Here is a 17698-nt window from a genome sequence, read left to right on the forward strand (position 1 = left end):
CTTACGGATAATATTATGAATTGGATTATAACGACTAATTTAGTGTGAACAACCATTTATACTGCACAAATTATCCTACTTTAGTGTTTTTTGTCGGATATAACTGGCGAACTTGGGGATCCCATTCACGGTGAAATCATAATATTTGTAGGTGATTACCGAACCTATCGCTGGAGGATGGAGCCGTTCATCATCTGAAAAGCCGGTGCCGATTTTAAATTTTTTTCCATTGCTCATTTGTACAATAAGTGATCCCATCATGCCTAAGTATTTACCTTTTCCCGGTAAATACGCCAACACAGTGGCTTCTGCATCAAAATGTTTTTTAAGCTTTAGTACGTTATTACTACGACCCGATACATACAGTGCATCTTGATGGTGTAGCATCAATCCTTCCCCGCCTTTTGCAGTGACGTCGTCTAGCGCCTCCATAAGAGCTGATGTATTGGAAAATCGTTGCTGAGCAATGGCCTTTAGTTGAGGTAGGTTAGCTTGGCCTACTAACGCCTCTAACTTACTGAACCGTTCACTAAACGGTCCTAGATCTTCAGGCAAATCAAATATCATAAATTTTACGTCAGACCATCCGTCGCCGGGTTGTTGCGTTAAAACGATAGAAGCGGTTTTCTCAAATTTTTTACGTGCTATCCACAGTTCGCCATCTAAAAATTGGGTGGGAAAACCGCGAATAAACCAATCAGGTGCGGATATGGGATTGCCTGAACGGGTGATGAGCTGCCCGTTATTCCAGCGGGCCCGAATGCCGTCTAGTTTTTCACTGACCAAGTAATCCGTTATTGCAATGTCTTCATGATAGCGATTAGCCAGTTCAATGGCGGGCGGTATTTGGCCAAAAAGTGGATAACTATAAAGTGCATACGAATACAGCATGAAACCGAACAGGAAACGAAACATATTCAAACCTTCCATGGATGTAACTCAATTTACAGCCTAGTTCATAAGTGTTAGTTTGGAATAATTTGTATTAATTTTTTTGATCAAGCTACGCTCAATCGAGCAACGATATTGCTCGTGCGAACTTTAGCGATATCGTTATTTGTGACAGCAATATAAAGGCGATATCATTTACTTCATACCGCTAAATAACCAAGGAATATGACCTTGAATCCTACGCCACCCTAAGCATTTGTCTTTATCATAGGCGCTGACAGTTGCGTGTGAAACTTATCGCGCAATTGGCGAATATCTTCCGGTTTTTTAAATATAAACAACCACTTTCCTCGACCTTGAGGAAACATCTAACATTAGGTTATTTACATGCTCGAACATATGAAAAGAGACTGGTTCTCTAATATTCGTGGTGATGTGCTTGCCGGTATTGTCGTGGCATTAGCCCTAATACCTGAAGCCATTGCTTTTTCAATTATCGCCGGTGTTGACCCCAAGGTGGGTCTTTATGCCTCATTCTGTATTGCCGTCATCATCGCGTTTGTAGGCGGACGGCCAGGTATGATCTCCGCGGCAACTGGTGCAATGGCCTTACTCATGGTCACCCTTGTCAAAGAGCACGGGCTAGAGTATTTGCTGGCGGCAACGTTACTCACAGGGGTACTGCAAATAGTGGCGGGCTATCTGAAACTAGGTAACCTGATGCGATTTGTTTCACGCTCAGTGGTAACTGGATTTGTTAACGCGTTGGCTATTCTGATTTTTATGGCGCAATTACCTGAGTTAACGGACGTGACGTGGCATGTATACGCGATGACTGCGACGGGCCTCGGGATCATTTATCTTTTACCTTACATTCCCACCGTAGGAAAAATGATCCCCTCGCCACTGGTGTGTATTGTTGTTCTTACCATCGCGTCACTAGCACTCGGCTTAGATATTCGCACAGTGGGAGATATGGGAGAGTTACCAGACACCTTACCGATATTTTTGTGGCCTGATGTGCCGTTGAATGTAGAAACACTGATGATCATCTTACCTTATTCATTGGGACTTGCAGTGGTTGGTTTGCTTGAATCAATGATGACCGCGACGATTGTTGACGATCTTACCGACACGACCAGTGACGGTAATAAGGAATGTAGGGGTCAAGGGATTGCGAATATCGGAGCGGGTCTTTTTGGCGGTATGGCGGGCTGTGCGATGATAGGGCAGTCAATTATTAATGTGAAATCTGGCGGTAGGGGAAGATTATCAACTTTTGTCGCTGGTTTAGTGCTGATTATTATGGTCGTCTTTCTTGATGATTGGGTGCAAAAAATCCCGATGGCAGCGCTCGTCGCCGTCATGATAATGGTCTCTATTGGTACGTTTTCTTGGTCATCCATCAAAGATTTACGTACCCACCCATTATCGTCGAGTATTGTTATGTTAAGTACCGTCATCGTTGTTGTGGCCACACATAACCTGGCCATTGGGGTATTAATAGGCGTACTTTTGGCTACCTTGTTCTTCTCCAACAAAATCGGCCGCTTTATGGTAGTGAAATCGCTATATAGCGAAGCTGACAATGTTCGAACATACGAAGTAGTCGGTCAGGTCTTTTTTGCCTCCGCGGAACAATTTGTTAATGCATTTGATTTTAAAGAAGTCGCTGAAAAAGTAGTTATCGACCTTACTCACGCCCACTTTTGGGATATTACCGCTGTATCTTCATTGGATAAGGTGGTTATTAAATTCCGCCGGGAAGGAGCTACCGTGAATATCGTTGGCATGAATCAAGCGACAGAAACGGTCGTCGATAAGTTTGGCGTGCACAATGACCCCAAAGAAGTTGAAAAACTGTTTGGCGGACATTAAGGAGATAATGATGAAAAGTATAATTACCTGTTTAGACGGCTCCGCTATTACTTCAGCAGTGACAACCGCTGCTGTTTGGGCATCGAAAAAACTCAATAAACCTATTCTATTTTTACATACCTTAGCGAAAGAACAACAGCATGGTGCTGACGATTACACTGGTGCTATTGGTCTCGGTGCCCGTTCAGCCCTGCTTGAGGAAATGACAAAGCTAGATGAGCAACGCGGTAAAGTTGCCCTGCAGTTAGGCAAGCATTTACTTGATGACGCAGTGGAACAGGCACAAGTGGCAGGTGTTCAGAATGTCACCGCATTGCAAAGACATGGGGAGCTGGTAGATTCAATTGTCGATATGCAAGAGGATACGCGGCTTATTATTATCGGCCGTTGTGGTACGGGCCATACCGATGATGTCAGCGCTTTAGGGTCGAATATCGAAACCTTGCTGCGTAAGGCTGAAAATCCAGTATTGCTTATTCCTGAAGCATTCAAAGCGCCTGTTTCATTTATGATTGCTTATGACGGTCGAGAGGTCGCAGACAAAGCACTGCAAAGAATTATCGATGGTGGACTATTGCATGGTCTTCAATGTCATCTTGTTTCTGTGAAAAATAATGAAGCAAACTTGAAAGAAAAATTTACTTCAGCACAACAGAAATTAGAGGCAAAAGGATTTGATGTCATTGCGTCTTATATCGAAGGTAATATTCATGACTCATTAATGGCATACCAGAAGACCAATCAAATTGAACTCACTGTAATGGGGGCTTTCGGGCATTCCAAACTTCGGCAGTTTTTTGTAGGTAGCAATACTATGAAAATGCTTGAGCACAGCAAAATACCATTGATAGTATTGCGCTAAGGGACGAAAATTAGCTAGTGGAATCAAGTAGGACTTACTACAAGATTGAAGGAGGATAATTTTTCCAGACGATATTGACGTAAGTCCTCAGTCCCCCTAGTTGCAAAATAGAGCCTACGAGTGGCTCTCGGCAATAAACGTACTAGAGATTGAATTAGCCTCGTCCCTGAAATCGGGTGGGGTTACGACGTATGTATGGCCCCGGGTAATGCATGAGTGTTTAGCTTGATACAGCTAGGCTACACATGACTCGCTTTAGCTTGATTCTGAGCGGTATTTTATAGAATGAGACATCAAAAACAAAAAAGCCTCAACGGGTAACGTTGAGGCTTTCTTTAATAATGGTGCCCGGAGGCGGAATCGAACCACCGACACGAGGATTTTCAATCCTCTGCTCTACCGACTGAGCTATCCGGGCAAATCTGTTAACTTGGCTGGCTTGTGCCTGCTTCGTTGTGGGTGCGTATTAAACGGATTCTCGGCATTCAAGTCAACTACTTTATGCAAATTATTTACGCTTTTAGGTCTGTTTGCATGAAAAATATACTGAGCTGCTTATGTTATGCACAATTACTGTGAATCTAGGTCTAACTTCCTAAGCTTTTGGGGGAACGTAACCTTCAATATCAGGCTCTTTTCCTTCAAATAAATAAGCTTGCATCTGCGTTTCGAGAAAAGAACGTGCGCTTGGCTCCATCATATTCAATTTTTTTTCATTTATCAGCATGGTTTGCTTCTTCTGCCAACCTGCCCATGCTTCTTTGGAAATATTATCGAATATTCTTTTACCTAGTTCACCTGGGTAAAGTTGAAAGTCTAAGCCGTCTGCTTCTTTCTTTAAGTGCTGGCAAAATACCGTTCTGCTCATACTAATCCTCGTATTGTCAGTGAAAGGCCAGTGTGCACTAGCCTCGTTTTGTACATTCTAGCAAATTCATCGCCTTGAGGGAGAGATTGTACTCTACCCATTAGCGCACAGAGCAGCTTTCTTTTATCCGAAAAAACTGACCGACGATTATTGCACCTAAAAAATAAAACAACACAGGTGCCATTGTGACGCACATCAAAGGTAAAAATTGGGGATCGATCATGGCGTTTCCTTATGAGAGCGATCTCCCGCTAGTTTGTACACCAAAACAAAAAATAAAGGAACGAAGAACACAGCCAGCACAAACCACTAATATGACCGTCATGGGAATACTCCAATTTTCGTAAAGTGCGGCTAAACATAGAAAAACAATAAGAGTTTTTAATGCGAATGGAGCGCGCATACCGTCAAGCCATTAAATGTGGCCAGTTATTCCCAGACGTTGATATTAAACTCGTTGCGGTAACGGAAAATGTTTATTTTACAGGGATTATTAGCAGTTGGTTACTTAATCCCACGAGTTTTGCTCTGAGCGAACGTGCTGCTGTGTTAGTGGATAACTTTTTATATATGCTAATTAATAGTCCCTTTTTGCGCATAGCTAAAATGGACTAGTATGTTCGGTTCGACATTAAAGCTGCGTTTTACACACTGAAAGTAACTTTTTGGTTGGTGCAGCCAGACCGACATTTGGCGGGGATAGCAAGTCGTACCACATTTGCTGCGCCTCGTTTATCTTGTTCGTCACGGGTGTTTCAAGTTGTAATATCACCGGTTGAATGTCCAAATGAAAATGACTGAACGTATGGCGAAATGGCGCTAAGGTGATGGTTGAATAATTGGCCAATGCGAGTTCTTGGGCGCGTATGTTTACTGTGTCAATTGAATCCGCCTCATAAAACCCCCATAAACCACCCCATAAACCGCTGGGCGGACGCTGATAAATGAGTATTTGCGATTGCCACATGGGGATCAACATCACTGTGCTTTTGACCGGTATGGTCGTTTTAGGTTTTTTCGACGGTAAAGCACTCTGACGACCTTGTGCAAAAGCTAAGCAGTCTTGTTGCAAAGGGCAACTATCGCATTTGGGCTTGCTGCGTGTGCATATAGTGGCGCCCATATCCATCATGGCTTGGGTGTAATCATCTGTGCGCAGTTCAGGGGTAAGTGAGTCAGCGTATTGCCACAAAATTTGCTCAATATTCTTTTTACCGGGCCAACCGTCCACTGCAAAATAGCGGGCTAAAACGCGTTTTACATTACCGTCTAAAATACTGTGATGTTGCCCACAAGCCAATGATAATACAGCACCGGCAGTTGAACGGCCTATTCCAGGCAACGAGATAACGTCATCAATAACAGGGGGGAAAGCCCCATTGAAATTATCACGGATCATTTGTGCGGCTTTTTGCAGATTTCTAGCCCGTGCGTAATAACCTAACCCGGTCCAGTGGTGCAGCACTTCATCTTGAGGGGCGTTAGCCAGGCTTAAAATATTGGGAAAGCGCTGCATAAATTTCTGGTAGTAGGGGATCACGGTTTTAACTTGGGTCTGCTGCAACATAATTTCGGAAACCCACACGGAATATGGGTTTTTATCTTGCTGCCATGGTAAGTCTTTGCGACCATGGTTATCAAACCAAGCCAGAATTCGGTTTGCAAAAGTTGATGTTAGCTGAGACTGAGATTGCACGGGTGGTATACTGCTTCTGCGCTGTAAAATAATAGCGTGATCATACCTTAATTATCGATAAATGGTTCACTTGAAATGACAAAGACTAGCCTCGCACCTACATTATTTATTCCCCTAGAACAGCCTGTAATTTTTTACCCTGGTACTTTGTGCGACGAACGTGTTTTCATGCCTTGTTGGCAAGCTATGAACATACCTAAGCGCGCGTTTGTGCCTTTACAATGGGCTGAAACGCTAGAGCAGATGCTTGCACTGAGTGGCGACAGATTGGATTATTTTGACGAACCCGCACATTTAGTTGGTTTTTCGATGGGTGGTTATGTGGCAGCGTTAACTGCTTTGCAGCAGCCCAGCAAAGTTGCATCGCTAACTCTTATTGGCAGTTATCCAGGTCAGTTTGATGAACAAGAACGCCAAGCCCGTAAATCGATCATTGAAACCATTCAAAGTAAAAAGTATCAAGGAATGAGCGATGCTCGCATGCAAAAATTTGTTTTCTCGCTTGATAACGTTCAAGTGCTACATGCCATAAAGGCCATGGAGAGCGATTTAGGTCCTAGCGTATTGGCAACCCAGATGAGTGCGTTAAGTGATCGAGAGGACCTAACAGCACGTCTTGCTACCGCACCTTTTAAAGTGCATTTACTGGTGGGTGAGCAAGACCAAATAGCGCCTCCAGATAAAATATCCAGCTTGAGTAACCAGATAGTTAATAGCCAACTGCATATTTTTGATAATGCTGCTCATATGTTACCTCTTGAACAGCCTGTTGCACTTGCCAACTATTTTGTTGAAAATTTCAGCTAATTTATCTTTATAGCCTTGCAATACCTGTTCTGGGCGGCATAATGCGCGGCTGCTAAGTACAGCGAGATATGAGAAGAGCCATGAGCCAATTTAAAACCCAAGAAGAAGCCGCCGAATCCGGCGTTTATATCCGTAAGATCCAGAGCTTTGTTAAGCGCGAAGGTCGTTTAACAAAAGGCCAAGAGAAGGCCATTCAAAGCAATTGGGAAACCTTGGGCTTAGAGCACAAATCAGGTTTACTGAATATGGAAGACGTATTCGGTCGTACTGCACCTGTGGTCTTAGAAATTGGTTTTGGTATGGGTAAATCTTTAGTCACTATGGCTAAAAATGAACCAGATAAAGATTTTATTGGTATCGAAGTTCATCGCCCAGGTATCGGCGCATGTTTGGCCGATGCCGAAGAGCAAGGCGTGACTAATTTACGCGTTTACGAGCACGATGCGGTTGAGGTGTTAGCGAATTGTATCCCTGATGGCAGTTTAAGCCGTATGCAATTGTTTTTTCCTGATCCATGGCATAAAAAACGCCATCATAAACGCCGTATCGTACAGCCTGAATTTGTAGAAAAATTGCGTAAAAAACTAGCGTTGGGAGGTGTTTTTCATATGGCCACCGACTGGGAAAATTATGCCGAGCATATGCTCGACATTATGTCTGTTGCGCCAGGTTATAAAAATTTATCCTCCACCAATGATTATGTGCCACGTCCAGAGCAACGCCCGCTGACTAAATTTGAACAACGTGGACATCGCCTAGGTCACGGAGTTTGGGATCTAATGTTCGAGAGAGACGCCTAATGTTAACACCAGCAAGCCAAGTTTTATTACGCAGTGCCGAGCTACTCGCTCAAGGTAAGTGGTTAATCGTTAATCCAACTGATGGGTATGTCTTCTCAGAATTGGATAATTCTGACGTACATGGTTTTCATCAGTTCTTTGATGTTTTCGAGCAAAGTGTTGCACTTGCCAACGGGCGCGAAACACAGCATCAATTTGTAGCTGCCTATAACAGCGATGCCCAATTCGATGGCGCGGTGCTGTACTTACCTAAAGCCAAAGCCCATGGTCAAATGTTATTGGCTAACATTGCAGCATGTTTGAAACCTGGTGCGACATTATTGGTGGTAGGGGAAAATAAAGGCGGTATTAAAAGCGCCGCGAAACTGTTAACACCATACTCAGATAGTGTGAATAAAATAGATACTGCCCGTCACTGCGCAATGTTTGCCGCTGTTATTGATAAACCCGTGGCAGCGTTCGATATTACTCAGTGGCAGAGCATTTCTGAGCATAAAGTCGCCGAAATAACCTTTAAGGTATGTTCACTTCCCGGGGTGTTTAGCCATGGCGAATTGGACTTAGGCACAGAGTTGTTGCTGACCAGCATTGACCGAGTTGTATCTGGACGTGTATTAGATTTCGCTTGCGGTGCCGGTATTATTGGCTGTTTTGTTGGGCTCAAAAATCCTAAGTGCCAAGTGGTCATGAGCGACGTGAGTGCACTGGCAATTTATTGTTCACAGCAAAGCGCTAAGCTGAATGAACTGAATGCCTATATCATACCTTCTAATGGTTTACGTTCCTTATCGGGTAAGTTCGCTCAGGTCTTCACCAACCCTCCATTTCACACGGGTATTAAAACAGATTACTCAGTTACTGAGAATTTTATGCAGCAGTTGAAAGGTAATTTACAAGATAACGGAACGTTAATCTTGGTAGCAAATAAGTTTTTACGCTACGCCGAAGAGCTTGAAAAACAGTTTAAGTCTGTGCGCGCACTGGCAGAAACAAGCAAATTTAGTGTTTATTGTTGTCGTCGTTGAATAAAGTTATATTAGTGTGCTTGTAAAGATATATATGTTTTAAAGTCCACGTTAATCAGTATCGCTATGATTTTCCAATAGGGCAATGAATCGAAAATCCAATGGGGTATAGTGTTAATGAAAATATTATTCGTTGTATCAGAGGTTGAAGATCTGGTTAAGACGGGCGGGCTAGCTGACGTAGCCAAAGCATTGCCCATCGCTTTGCAAGAAATGGGTCATGAAGTGTGTATCGTTATGCCTTATTACAAAACACTTGCCGAACAACACCCAGGGGAAAATTGGGCTGAGCCACAGGTGCTATTTGCCAGCGATAAACCCTACAATTTCAGTATAAAGCGCTTACAAGTTGGCAATGTACCCGTTTTTGCCTTGGATTATCCTGAGTACTTTGGCCGAGACGGTTTATATTCAGATAACTACCACGCATACTCAGACAACGCTGAACGGTTTGCCTTTTTTGCTCAAGGCGCGCTACAAGTGGCTAAAGCGGTAGATTTTCAGCCAGACATAGTGCATTGCAACGACTGGCACACAGCGTTAACACCTTATTTTATGAGTATTGATGACAGTGACTTCTTCAATCGCAGTCGCAGCATTTTCACCATTCATAATGGCGCATACCAAGGCACACATCGATTCTCGGATATTCCGTTTTTACAACCTCATTACTTACTGCATTCACAATTAGACGGTGATGCATTGAATTTTGTTCGCATGGGTATTCGCTACGCTCATAAAATTAATGCTGTTAGCCCTAATTACGCCCAAGAGTTGTTATCGCCGTTGGGCTCACATCATCTGTACCACGAGTTTCAGCAGCGCCGTAGTGATCTAAGCGGCATACTCAATGGCTGCGATTACAGTCAGTGGGATCCCATCAATGACCCACATATTATTCAGACGTATACGGCTGACGATATGAGCGGCAAAGCTAGCTGCAAAATCGACTTACAAAAAGAAGCTAACGTACCTGAAGATTTATCTATACCGCTGATTGGCATGGTTTGCCGGCTGACTGAGCAAAAAGGCTTTGGTTATATTTTGCCAATGCTTGAGCAGCTTATGCAGCACAATGTGCAGTTGGTTATTATTGGTACCGGCGATCCACAAATAAGTCGCACGTTACGAGATGTAGCAGAACGTTACCCGAGTAAGTTTGCGTTTATTGAGGCATTTAGTGTACAAAAAGCACATATGCTAGAGGCGGGAAGCGACTTCTTCTTAATGCCGTCACTGTTCGAGCCATGCGGGCTTAATCAAATGTATAGCTTGGCTTTTGGTACCTTACCAATCGTGCGCGGTGTCGGTGGTTTAAAAGATACTGTTATCGATTTAGCCGATGCACCAGAGCACGCCACCGGTTTTGTGTTTGAACAGCCTGACAGTCAAGCGCTGCTGGCCTGTATTCATCGAGCACTATTGTTCTATCACGAATACCCCGATAAATTCAAAGCGACGCAAACCCGTGCTATGCACAGCCGGTTTACCTGGCACCAAGCGGCTGAACAATATTTGGCACTTTACCATGCAGCAATCGGTGGATAGTGCTAACGGGTGTCGTCTTGCCGATTCTAGTAGGGGGAAATGATGCGAGCCGCGTTAATACTTCTCGTAAATTTTTTGTTTTGTGCATCTGCTCAAGCTTTGCCCGAGCAATGTTTGCAATCGAAAGCTCGAAGCGAGCCTTGTGCCCATCTTATGTATAAAAAATCACCAGTTGATATAGATGAACTTAACGTTATTGCTGGCGATATGGTGTGTTTGTGTCTCTCTGACGTAAGCGGCATACGTGCGGCACATCAAGCCCAATTGAATACACCAGAGCTTCAAGTTACCTTGACACGTTTCGCTCAACAATGGGGACTCACGGAGCAAGATTTACTGTTGTTGATCCGCAAATAGTCGATGCATATTATGAGATAAAGCGTAAGAAACTCACCTCAAGCACGATTAACAGTTTCATTTTTACATGGTTTAGCTCAATATGATTACTAAGCTTATCTAAGGGTAATAATTATTCTAAACATGGATGCTAAAAGTAACTTTTTGTCGATTAAAAGCCTGATTATTTGGGTTGTAATGGCGATTACTTCGTTGGCACTGCTTATGGCTACATGCATTAATTTGTATGGCCAAATTAGCAGTTATCGTCAGCAACTGATTAGCAACGTCAATATTTTTTCTGAACTTATCAGCCGTAATGCAGTATCTACCATCGATGATGAGTTGAATTTCAATGAAGAGCGTAATCTAAGCAGTCTCAGTGCCTCCGATATCCTGGAAAACGTGCATATTTATCGTTTTGTGGAAGATGGAAAATTAGAATTTTTTGCCAGTTATAACAAAGACGGTGTTGCCCCAGTGAATGCCAAATTTGATCGCGTTGACTCTTTATCTACGCCCACTATTGACGGCAGTACGGTCGAAATTATCCGAGAAATTAAACAAGATAACGGGAAATTGTTAGGTTATACGTACGTACGTGCTTCTGCTGATGGCCTTGAGCGTTTAATATCGCGCTCGATAGTTATTGCGGTTGGGGTTTTACTGCTATCGTTACTGTTGTGTTTTTTGCTGACGCTCAAATTACAGAGTGCGATTACCGGACCCATTAGCAATTTATCCCATTTAGTTCAACGAATTTCTCGTCATAAAGATTATTCTGGGCGAGCCAAGCCCAGCGGTGTAAAAGAGCTGGATATTTTAGGTGAAGCCTTCAATGCCATGATGCAACGCACGCAAGAGCACTTGCAGCGTCAAAACGAAGCTGAAGAAGAATATCGCCGACTTAATAGTAGCCTTGAAGAAAAAGTGACTCAGCGCACTCTTGCACTAAAAGAAGCAAACAGTGAGCTGATACAGACCTTAGAGAAGCTCCATCAGTTTCAACGCCAAATGGTGCAAAATGAAAAAATGGCCTCACTGGGCGATATGGTTGCTGGGGTCGCGCATGAGGTAAACACCCCAATCGGACTTGGCGTGACAGCATCAACCATGATGTTAGATCGGTTAGCGACGATGGAAAAAGATTTCGAGAACAAAACGTTAAAAGCCAGTTCGTTATCTAAATTTATTACCGAGGGGCAAGAAAACCTAAATATCATTTATCGCAACTTAAATCGTGCCGCCGAGTTGATCTCCAGTTTTAAACAGGTAGCGGTAGACCAATCATCTGAGTTAGACCGTGTTTTCTCATTTTCGAAATTAATGGATGAAATTCTGTTATCGATGCGGCCTAAATTGAAAAGCATGAAGCATGTAATTAACGTGCAATGCCCAGAAAATTTATATATTGAATCGAAAGCTGGGCCCATCAATCAAATTATTATTAATCTTATTATGAATTCCATTATTCATGGTTTTGAAAGTAAAGACCAAGGTGTGATAAACATTACAATAAGTTTGGTGGCACAGCGCAAGATTAAAATTGTGTTTACTGATGATGGTGCTGGTATCCCTGAATATTTGCGCAAGCGTATTTTCGACCCATTCGTGACAACCAAACGTGGACAAGGTGGCAGCGGTTTAGGGATGCATTTAGTTTATAATCTGATTACTCAGGCTTTAAACGGCTCAATTTCACTTACTAGTGAAGAAGGTCAGGGCGTTGAATTCACTATATTATTTCCCGTTAAAAAAGCCACACAGAGTACATCTCATTTGAACTAAACTTTGGGTTGTATTGCTTTTTGTATAACAATCCCCACATCAATTGCGTGCCAGAAAATATCTTGAATACGTGGTAAACAGGTACGATATCTGCAAACATAAATGCAGAGTTAGGTGGGTTGTTTGCATTAGTTAAAATTTAATCTAGATAAAACCCTGATTTTTAGATATTTTCTGATAGACTTTTATCCATATTTTTTAAACATGGTGTGAATACGATGCTGACGCCCAATATTTTGATTGTAGAAGATGAGGTTGTTACCAGAACAACTCTTAAAAGTTTGTTTGAAGCAGAAGGCTACAATGTCTTCGAAGCTGAAAACGGCAGTGAGATGCACGATTTTTTTGAAAATCATGCAATAAACTTAGTTATTATGGACATTAACTTACCCGGCAAAAATGGTTTGATTTTGGCCCGTGAAGTTCGTGACCGCAAAAATATCGGTCTGATATTTTTAACTGGTCGTGACAATGATGTAGACCGTATCCTAGGACTGGAAATTGGCGCTGACGATTATATTACTAAGCCGTTCAACCCACGTGAGTTGACGATTAGAGCAAGAAACTTATTAACGCGTACATTAAATAACGCTGAAGATGATGACTTGCCAAGCCGGGTTAGCTTTAATGGCTGGATATTAGATAGCGACAGTCGTAGTTTAATTTCGCCCAGCAAAAAAGAGTTCAGATTGCCGCGCAGTGAATTTAGAGCGTTACACTTGTTCTTGAGTAACCCTGGAAAAATTCTGACTCGTGAGCAATTGATTATGGAAATGACGGGTCGTGAATTACGTCCGAATGACCGTACGGTAGACGTTACAATCCGTCGTATCCGTAAGCACTTCGAGTCAGAGATTAATGCTGATGAATTAATCGTGACCATCCACGGTGAAGGTTATCGATTCTGCGGTACCGTCGACGTATAAGTTATAGTAATGTTTTAAAATAAAAAAAGCGGCTTTAGCCGCTTTTTTTATGTCTGTTTCTCTTTCGAGAGTATAGCCCCACATTTATCCATTAGTCAGGTTTGTCTAAACGCTCTGTATCAGCCTTGTATTCATCTTTGCGCTCGAATTCACCTTCAATGATGTCATCATTCGCTGAACGGTTGGCCGATCCCTGCTGAGCATTAAAACCACCTTGTGCCTGACTCACTACTTGCATTTGAAGCTTTGATAATAAGCCTTTGGCAATGAGTGGACGGGTCATAGGTAAGCAGAATAAAAATCCGATAAAATCTGTTACGAAGCCAGGAGTCACTAGCATCACACCCGCAATAACCAACAGTAAGCCTTCAGCAACTTCTTGACCTGGGATCTCGCCCTGTTGCATTTTCTGCTGCGCATTAATAAGCGTGGTTAAGCCTTGTTGGCGTACTATATACGAGCCAATCAACGCCGTAGCAATGACGATTGCGACGGTATTCCATCCGCCAATTTTCTCACCGACACTTATCAATAATGATATTTCAACGATCGGTATCAATACAAACAATAAGAATAATTTACCCAAAGCGGTCTCTTTATTTACTATATGAAAGAATGTAATGGCGTCTTAATGCCGTTTCCCAAGAGTAACAGTGTTACAAAGTATGGCAACCGCTCTTTGAGTACATGCTTAATGATAAACTTTGTTCAATTATGGTCTTTTTGAAAGACAGCGATGAGTGATAAGGTCTATATTGGCGTTCCTAAAGGAAGGCTTAATGTGTGCTTAAGCATGCTGCCTTAATCTATATTACAAATGTTGAACTGATGATAAGTAGTCTTAAATGAAGTTAATCCAATCGTTCTCAGTGTTTATGCTGATGTTGCTGTGGTCATGTGCTAACGCAGCCCAGACTAATTCCTTTGATTCTCTGTTTAGCGATGAGCCAGAATTTTTAAAAGTTGAACAAGCATTCGTGTTTGATTTTGTGCAAAACAACGATGAGCTTATCGTTACTTGGGACGTGGCTGATGGCTATTACCTGTATCAGCAGCAATTTAAAGCGGTAGCAAAAAATGCCACTTTAGCAGAACCTATTTTCCCCCAAGGGGAAATGAAAGAAGATGAATTCTTTGATGAACCTCAAGAGGTCTATCATCATCGTGTGTCTATAACCTATCCGATCTTGCAGTCAGAAGATGATTCCGTCGTAAAAATCCGTTATCAAGGCTGTGCAGAAGCCGGCTTATGCTACCCCCCGACGACCCAAGTGGTGTATCTGAATGCCGTCGCGGGCGTGACAACTGATCAGTCTGGGGCTGCGGCTCAAAAAACTGACGCAAGTACGTCTGTCTCACAGCAATTTGAATTAGTTGACTTACTTACCGGTGAACAAAGCCTAGTATGGGTGTTATTGATTTTCTTGGCCTTAGGGGTGGGGCTTGCATTCACTCCTTGCGTATTTCCCATGTACCCCATTTTATCCGGCATTGTGATTGGCCAAGGTAAAGGAATAAGCACTTCAAGAGCCTTTATTCTCTCATTTGTTTATGTGCAGGGTATGGCATTGACTTACTCTTTATTGGGCTTGGTTGTGGCATCGGCCGGAGTGAAATTTCAAGCCGCCTTACAACATCCTGCAATTTTAGGTGCATTAATCGTTATTTTTGTACTGCTAGCTCTGGTGATGTTTGGTGCCTACGAATTGCAGTTACCGTCACGATGGCAAGAAAAGCTCAACGGTATGAGCAATAAACAAAAAAGCGGAAGCTATTTTGGGGTGTTGCTTATGGGCGCTATATCGGGTCTTGTTGCTTCGCCTTGCACCACAGCACCACTGACGGGGATCCTATTATATATTGCACAAAGCGGAGACCTGCTACTGGGATTTAGTGCGTTATATGCATTAAGTTTAGGCATGGGCATACCGTTAATTTTATTTGGTATTACCGGTGGCAAACTGCTACCCAAAGCTGGTGCGTGGATGAACATAGTTAAAGTCACTTTTGGCTTTATGATGCTAGCGGTGGCTTTAATGTTCGTAGAGCGCTTAGTGAATCACGTTGTAACAGATATTGCTTGGGCAATATTAGGTTTAGTCACGTTTAGTTATTTCTTTGTGATGAATCAAGCTAGCCAAGTTAGTTTTGCCAAAGGCGCGCGAGCGCTGGTGATATTTGTGGGTTTATTCGCATCTGCCATGTACGGCTATCAGGTACTGTTCTCACAAACATCGGCTGTTCATAATCAGGTTCAACAGAGTCATCCTACTTTTGACGTGGTCAAAGATTTAAACGACTTCGAGCAAAAATTGGCTGCTGCTAATGCGCAAGGTAAAACGGTAATGGTCGATTTATACGCAGACTGGTGCGTAGCATGCAAAGAGTTTGAAAAGTATACCTTTCCAGATGCCGACGTGGTTGAAGCGCTTGGTAATACAGTATGGATGCAAATAGATTTAACAGATAATACCGCGACCAATATTGCGTTTCAGGATCATTTTTCAATTCTGGGGTTACCGACGATTTTGTTTTTTGATACCCAAGGCAACGAGATAAGTGGTTCGCGGGTAACGGGTTTTATGCAGGCTCCTGCATTTGCTAATCATGTGAATAGTATTTTATAAAAATGAAGCTCGCCATTACGGTAAGAGTAAGGACTACAGGTATGATTAATCACAACATTTGCATAAAAATCTTATTTAGCAGCCTGTTACTTAGGCGGTTAAGTGCCGTCCTGTTTTTGACCAGTTTATGCTTCAATGCCCAAGGGACTACTGAACGAGTTATTACCTTGGACAATTCATTACAGGCTACGCATACATCAGCAGTGGGGGCGGCAAAGGGCAGCGTATTGTTAATCCACGGTTGGGCTGGGAATATGGATGAAGTGGGCGATATGTATAAACGCTTAGCGGCGCAGTTAGCTGAGCATCATATTGCGTCCCTTAGAATCAATATACGCGGAGAGAGCGAACGTGAAAGTACTGGATATCGGTTGACCAGCACTTTCGCTTCTCGCATTACTGACGCCGAGACAGGGCTGGCATTTTTGCGACAGCAGTACAGTGATAAGCCAACAGGGGTGGTCGGCTTCAGTTTAGGAGGCTCTACCACGATCAGATTGATGGGCTTACATCCAGCAGATATTAACAGCGTTGTGCTCTGGTCTAGTGCTGGCGACCCATCGCTGGTAGGGCAAAGTATTTTGTCGCCAGAGCAAATGCGTCACGTACTTGAAACAGGTGAAGTGAAAGTGCCAACATGGAAAACACTGACGGTCACCAAAGAACATGTTTTAGGGATGATGGGTTACGATATTTACCAAAATTTAAGCGCTTATAAGGGACCATTGCTATCAATTCGAGGCAGTGAGGACTATGTTAAACCGATTGAGAAAACCCTATTCCCATTAACGTCATCCGCGCTTGCTGAAGCGCGAGTGCTGCAAGGCGCAGATCATATCTTCGATACGTATAATCCAAAAAGTCATTATGACGAGCGCGTAATCAAACAAACACTACAGTGGTTAATCGATACCTTATAAAAAGTGGCTATGCGATGAGCCGGTAATAACAAATTGTCATTACCGACTTGATATGATTTTTACGACGTGCGGACATTAGCCCTTAACGGGTACCGAATATTTTATCGCCAGCATCGCCCAATCCCGGTAAAATATAACCTTGCTCGTTAAGCTTTTCGTCCACCGCAGCGGTGTAAATATCTACATCTGGGTGTTTGTTCATAACGGCTTTAATACCTTCTGGCGCTGCGACCAAGAATAACCCCATTATATGCTGACACCCTTTTTGTTTGAGCAAATCAATCGTTGCGATGAGTGTGCCGCCTGTCGCGAGCATTGGGTCGACGATCAGTGCTGTGCGCTCATCAACGTCTTTTACCACTTTGTCAAAGTAAGCGACTGGCTGTAGTGTTTCTTCATCGCGATATAAGCCAACTACACTTACCTTCGCATTAGGAATAAGCTGCATTACGCCGTCTAACATGCCAAGGCCTGCCCGTAAAATAGGTACAATCGTGATTTTTTTACCTTTGATTTTCTTTACTAGGATAGGCTCATCGTTCCAGCCGTTTATTTCCACCGTTTCCGTTTCTAACTCTCGCGTTGCTTCATAAGTTAGTAAGTTGCCGACTTCACTGGCGAGCTCTCTGAAATTTTTACTACTAATACCGGCTTCGCGCATTAAGCCTAATTTATGTTGAACCAAGGGATGATTGATTTCTTTAACTGACACAAAGTACCTCGAAC

Annotated in this window: 17 protein-coding genes and 1 tRNA gene; 12 read left to right on the forward strand and 6 right to left on the reverse strand. The window is 42.9% G+C overall.

Annotation, left to right across the window (positions count from 1 at the left end):
* Window positions 1-75: 75 nt before the first annotated feature.
* Complete coding sequence (locus GQR89_RS00540) at window positions 76-915, reverse strand: DNA ligase (RefSeq protein ID WP_158768248.1); 840 nt, start codon at window positions 913-915, stop codon at window positions 76-78.
* A 363-nt stretch (window positions 916-1278) separates the two neighbouring features.
* Between GQR89_RS00540 and GQR89_RS00545 the strand changes: the two genes are divergently transcribed.
* Both GQR89_RS00545 and GQR89_RS00550 read left to right on the forward strand, forming a co-directional pair.
* Window positions 1279-2769, forward strand: coding sequence for a SulP family inorganic anion transporter (locus tag GQR89_RS00545; protein WP_158768249.1), 1491 nt, complete (start codon window positions 1279-1281; stop codon window positions 2767-2769).
* Between the two features lie 10 nt (window positions 2770-2779).
* Window positions 2780-3631: a universal stress protein gene (locus GQR89_RS00550; protein WP_158768250.1), complete on the forward strand. Its 852-nt coding sequence runs from the start codon at window positions 2780-2782 to the stop codon at window positions 3629-3631.
* Between the two features lie 342 nt (window positions 3632-3973).
* Here GQR89_RS00550 and GQR89_RS00555 read toward each other — a convergent pair.
* Window positions 3974-4049: transfer RNA gene (locus GQR89_RS00555), tRNA-Phe, on the reverse strand.
* Between the two features lie 177 nt (window positions 4050-4226).
* Window positions 4227-4499 carry an oxidative damage protection protein gene (locus tag GQR89_RS00560; RefSeq protein ID WP_158768251.1) on the reverse strand — a complete coding sequence of 91 codons (273 nt, stop codon included), beginning with the start codon at window positions 4497-4499 and terminating at the stop codon, window positions 4227-4229.
* Window positions 4500-4883: 384 nt separating this feature from the next.
* Between GQR89_RS00560 and GQR89_RS00565 the strand changes: the two genes are divergently transcribed.
* Window positions 4884-5114, forward strand: a complete 231-nt coding sequence (locus GQR89_RS00565) for a hypothetical protein (RefSeq protein WP_158768252.1) — start codon at window positions 4884-4886, stop codon at window positions 5112-5114.
* Window positions 5115-5130: 16 nt separating this feature from the next.
* Here the strand turns inward: GQR89_RS00565 and mutY are convergent, their stop codons facing one another.
* Window positions 5131-6195 carry an A/G-specific adenine glycosylase gene (mutY, locus tag GQR89_RS00570; RefSeq protein WP_158768253.1) on the reverse strand — a complete coding sequence of 355 codons (1065 nt, stop codon included), beginning with the start codon at window positions 6193-6195 and terminating at the stop codon, window positions 5131-5133.
* Between the two features lie 75 nt (window positions 6196-6270).
* Here mutY and GQR89_RS00575 point away from each other — a divergent pair, with 75 nt between their 5' ends.
* The 7 genes from GQR89_RS00575 to arcA all read left to right on the forward strand — a co-directional run bounded on the left by GQR89_RS00575 (window position 6271) and on the right by arcA (window position 13425).
* Window positions 6271-7002 (forward strand): alpha/beta fold hydrolase, encoded by a 732-nt coding sequence (locus tag GQR89_RS00575; protein ID WP_158768254.1) that lies wholly within the window; start codon window positions 6271-6273, stop codon window positions 7000-7002.
* 80 nt (window positions 7003-7082) lie between these two features.
* The gene (trmB, locus tag GQR89_RS00580; RefSeq protein ID WP_158768255.1) at window positions 7083-7802 is read left to right on the forward strand and encodes a tRNA (guanosine(46)-N7)-methyltransferase TrmB; all 720 of its coding nucleotides are present in this window, start codon (window positions 7083-7085) and stop codon (window positions 7800-7802) included.
* Complete coding sequence (locus GQR89_RS00585) at window positions 7802-8827, forward strand: class I SAM-dependent methyltransferase (protein WP_158768256.1); 1026 nt, start codon at window positions 7802-7804, stop codon at window positions 8825-8827. Before trmB ends, GQR89_RS00585 begins: the two co-directional genes overlap by 1 nt.
* A 117-nt stretch (window positions 8828-8944) precedes the next feature.
* Window positions 8945-10375, forward strand: a complete 1431-nt coding sequence (gene glgA, locus GQR89_RS00590) for a glycogen synthase GlgA (RefSeq protein ID WP_158768257.1) — start codon at window positions 8945-8947, stop codon at window positions 10373-10375.
* A gap of 153 nt (window positions 10376-10528) precedes the next feature.
* Complete coding sequence (locus GQR89_RS21405; RefSeq protein ID WP_233269039.1) at window positions 10529-10732, forward strand: hypothetical protein; 204 nt, start codon at window positions 10529-10531, stop codon at window positions 10730-10732.
* A 123-nt stretch (window positions 10733-10855) separates the two neighbouring features.
* Complete coding sequence (locus tag GQR89_RS00600; protein WP_158768258.1) at window positions 10856-12499, forward strand: sensor histidine kinase; 1644 nt, start codon at window positions 10856-10858, stop codon at window positions 12497-12499.
* A gap of 218 nt (window positions 12500-12717) precedes the next feature.
* Window positions 12718-13425, forward strand: coding sequence for a two-component system response regulator ArcA (gene arcA, locus GQR89_RS00605; protein WP_158768259.1), 708 nt, complete (start codon window positions 12718-12720; stop codon window positions 13423-13425).
* Between the two features lie 91 nt (window positions 13426-13516).
* Here arcA and GQR89_RS00610 read toward each other — a convergent pair whose 3' ends face one another.
* Window positions 13517-14011: an FxsA family protein gene (locus GQR89_RS00610; protein WP_158768260.1), complete on the reverse strand. Its 495-nt coding sequence runs from the start codon at window positions 14009-14011 to the stop codon at window positions 13517-13519.
* Between the two features lie 259 nt (window positions 14012-14270).
* Here GQR89_RS00610 and GQR89_RS00615 point away from each other — a divergent pair, with 259 nt between their 5' ends.
* Window positions 14271-16052 (forward strand): protein-disulfide reductase DsbD, encoded by a 1782-nt coding sequence (locus GQR89_RS00615; RefSeq protein WP_158768261.1) that lies wholly within the window; start codon window positions 14271-14273, stop codon window positions 16050-16052.
* 41 nt (window positions 16053-16093) lie between these two features.
* A complete protein-coding gene (locus GQR89_RS00620) occupies window positions 16094-16972 on the forward strand; it encodes an alpha/beta hydrolase (protein ID WP_158768262.1) in 879 nt (292 codons plus the stop codon).
* An 82-nt stretch (window positions 16973-17054) separates the two neighbouring features.
* Here GQR89_RS00620 and upp read toward each other — a convergent pair whose 3' ends face one another.
* Window positions 17055-17684 carry a uracil phosphoribosyltransferase gene (gene upp / locus GQR89_RS00625; RefSeq protein WP_158768263.1) on the reverse strand — a complete coding sequence of 210 codons (630 nt, stop codon included), beginning with the start codon at window positions 17682-17684 and terminating at the stop codon, window positions 17055-17057.
* Window positions 17685-17698 lie beyond the last annotated feature (14 nt).

Origin of the sequence: Paraglaciecola sp. L1A13 (assembly GCF_009796745.1) — a bacterium.
GTDB lineage: Bacteria > Pseudomonadota > Gammaproteobacteria > Enterobacterales > Alteromonadaceae > Paraglaciecola.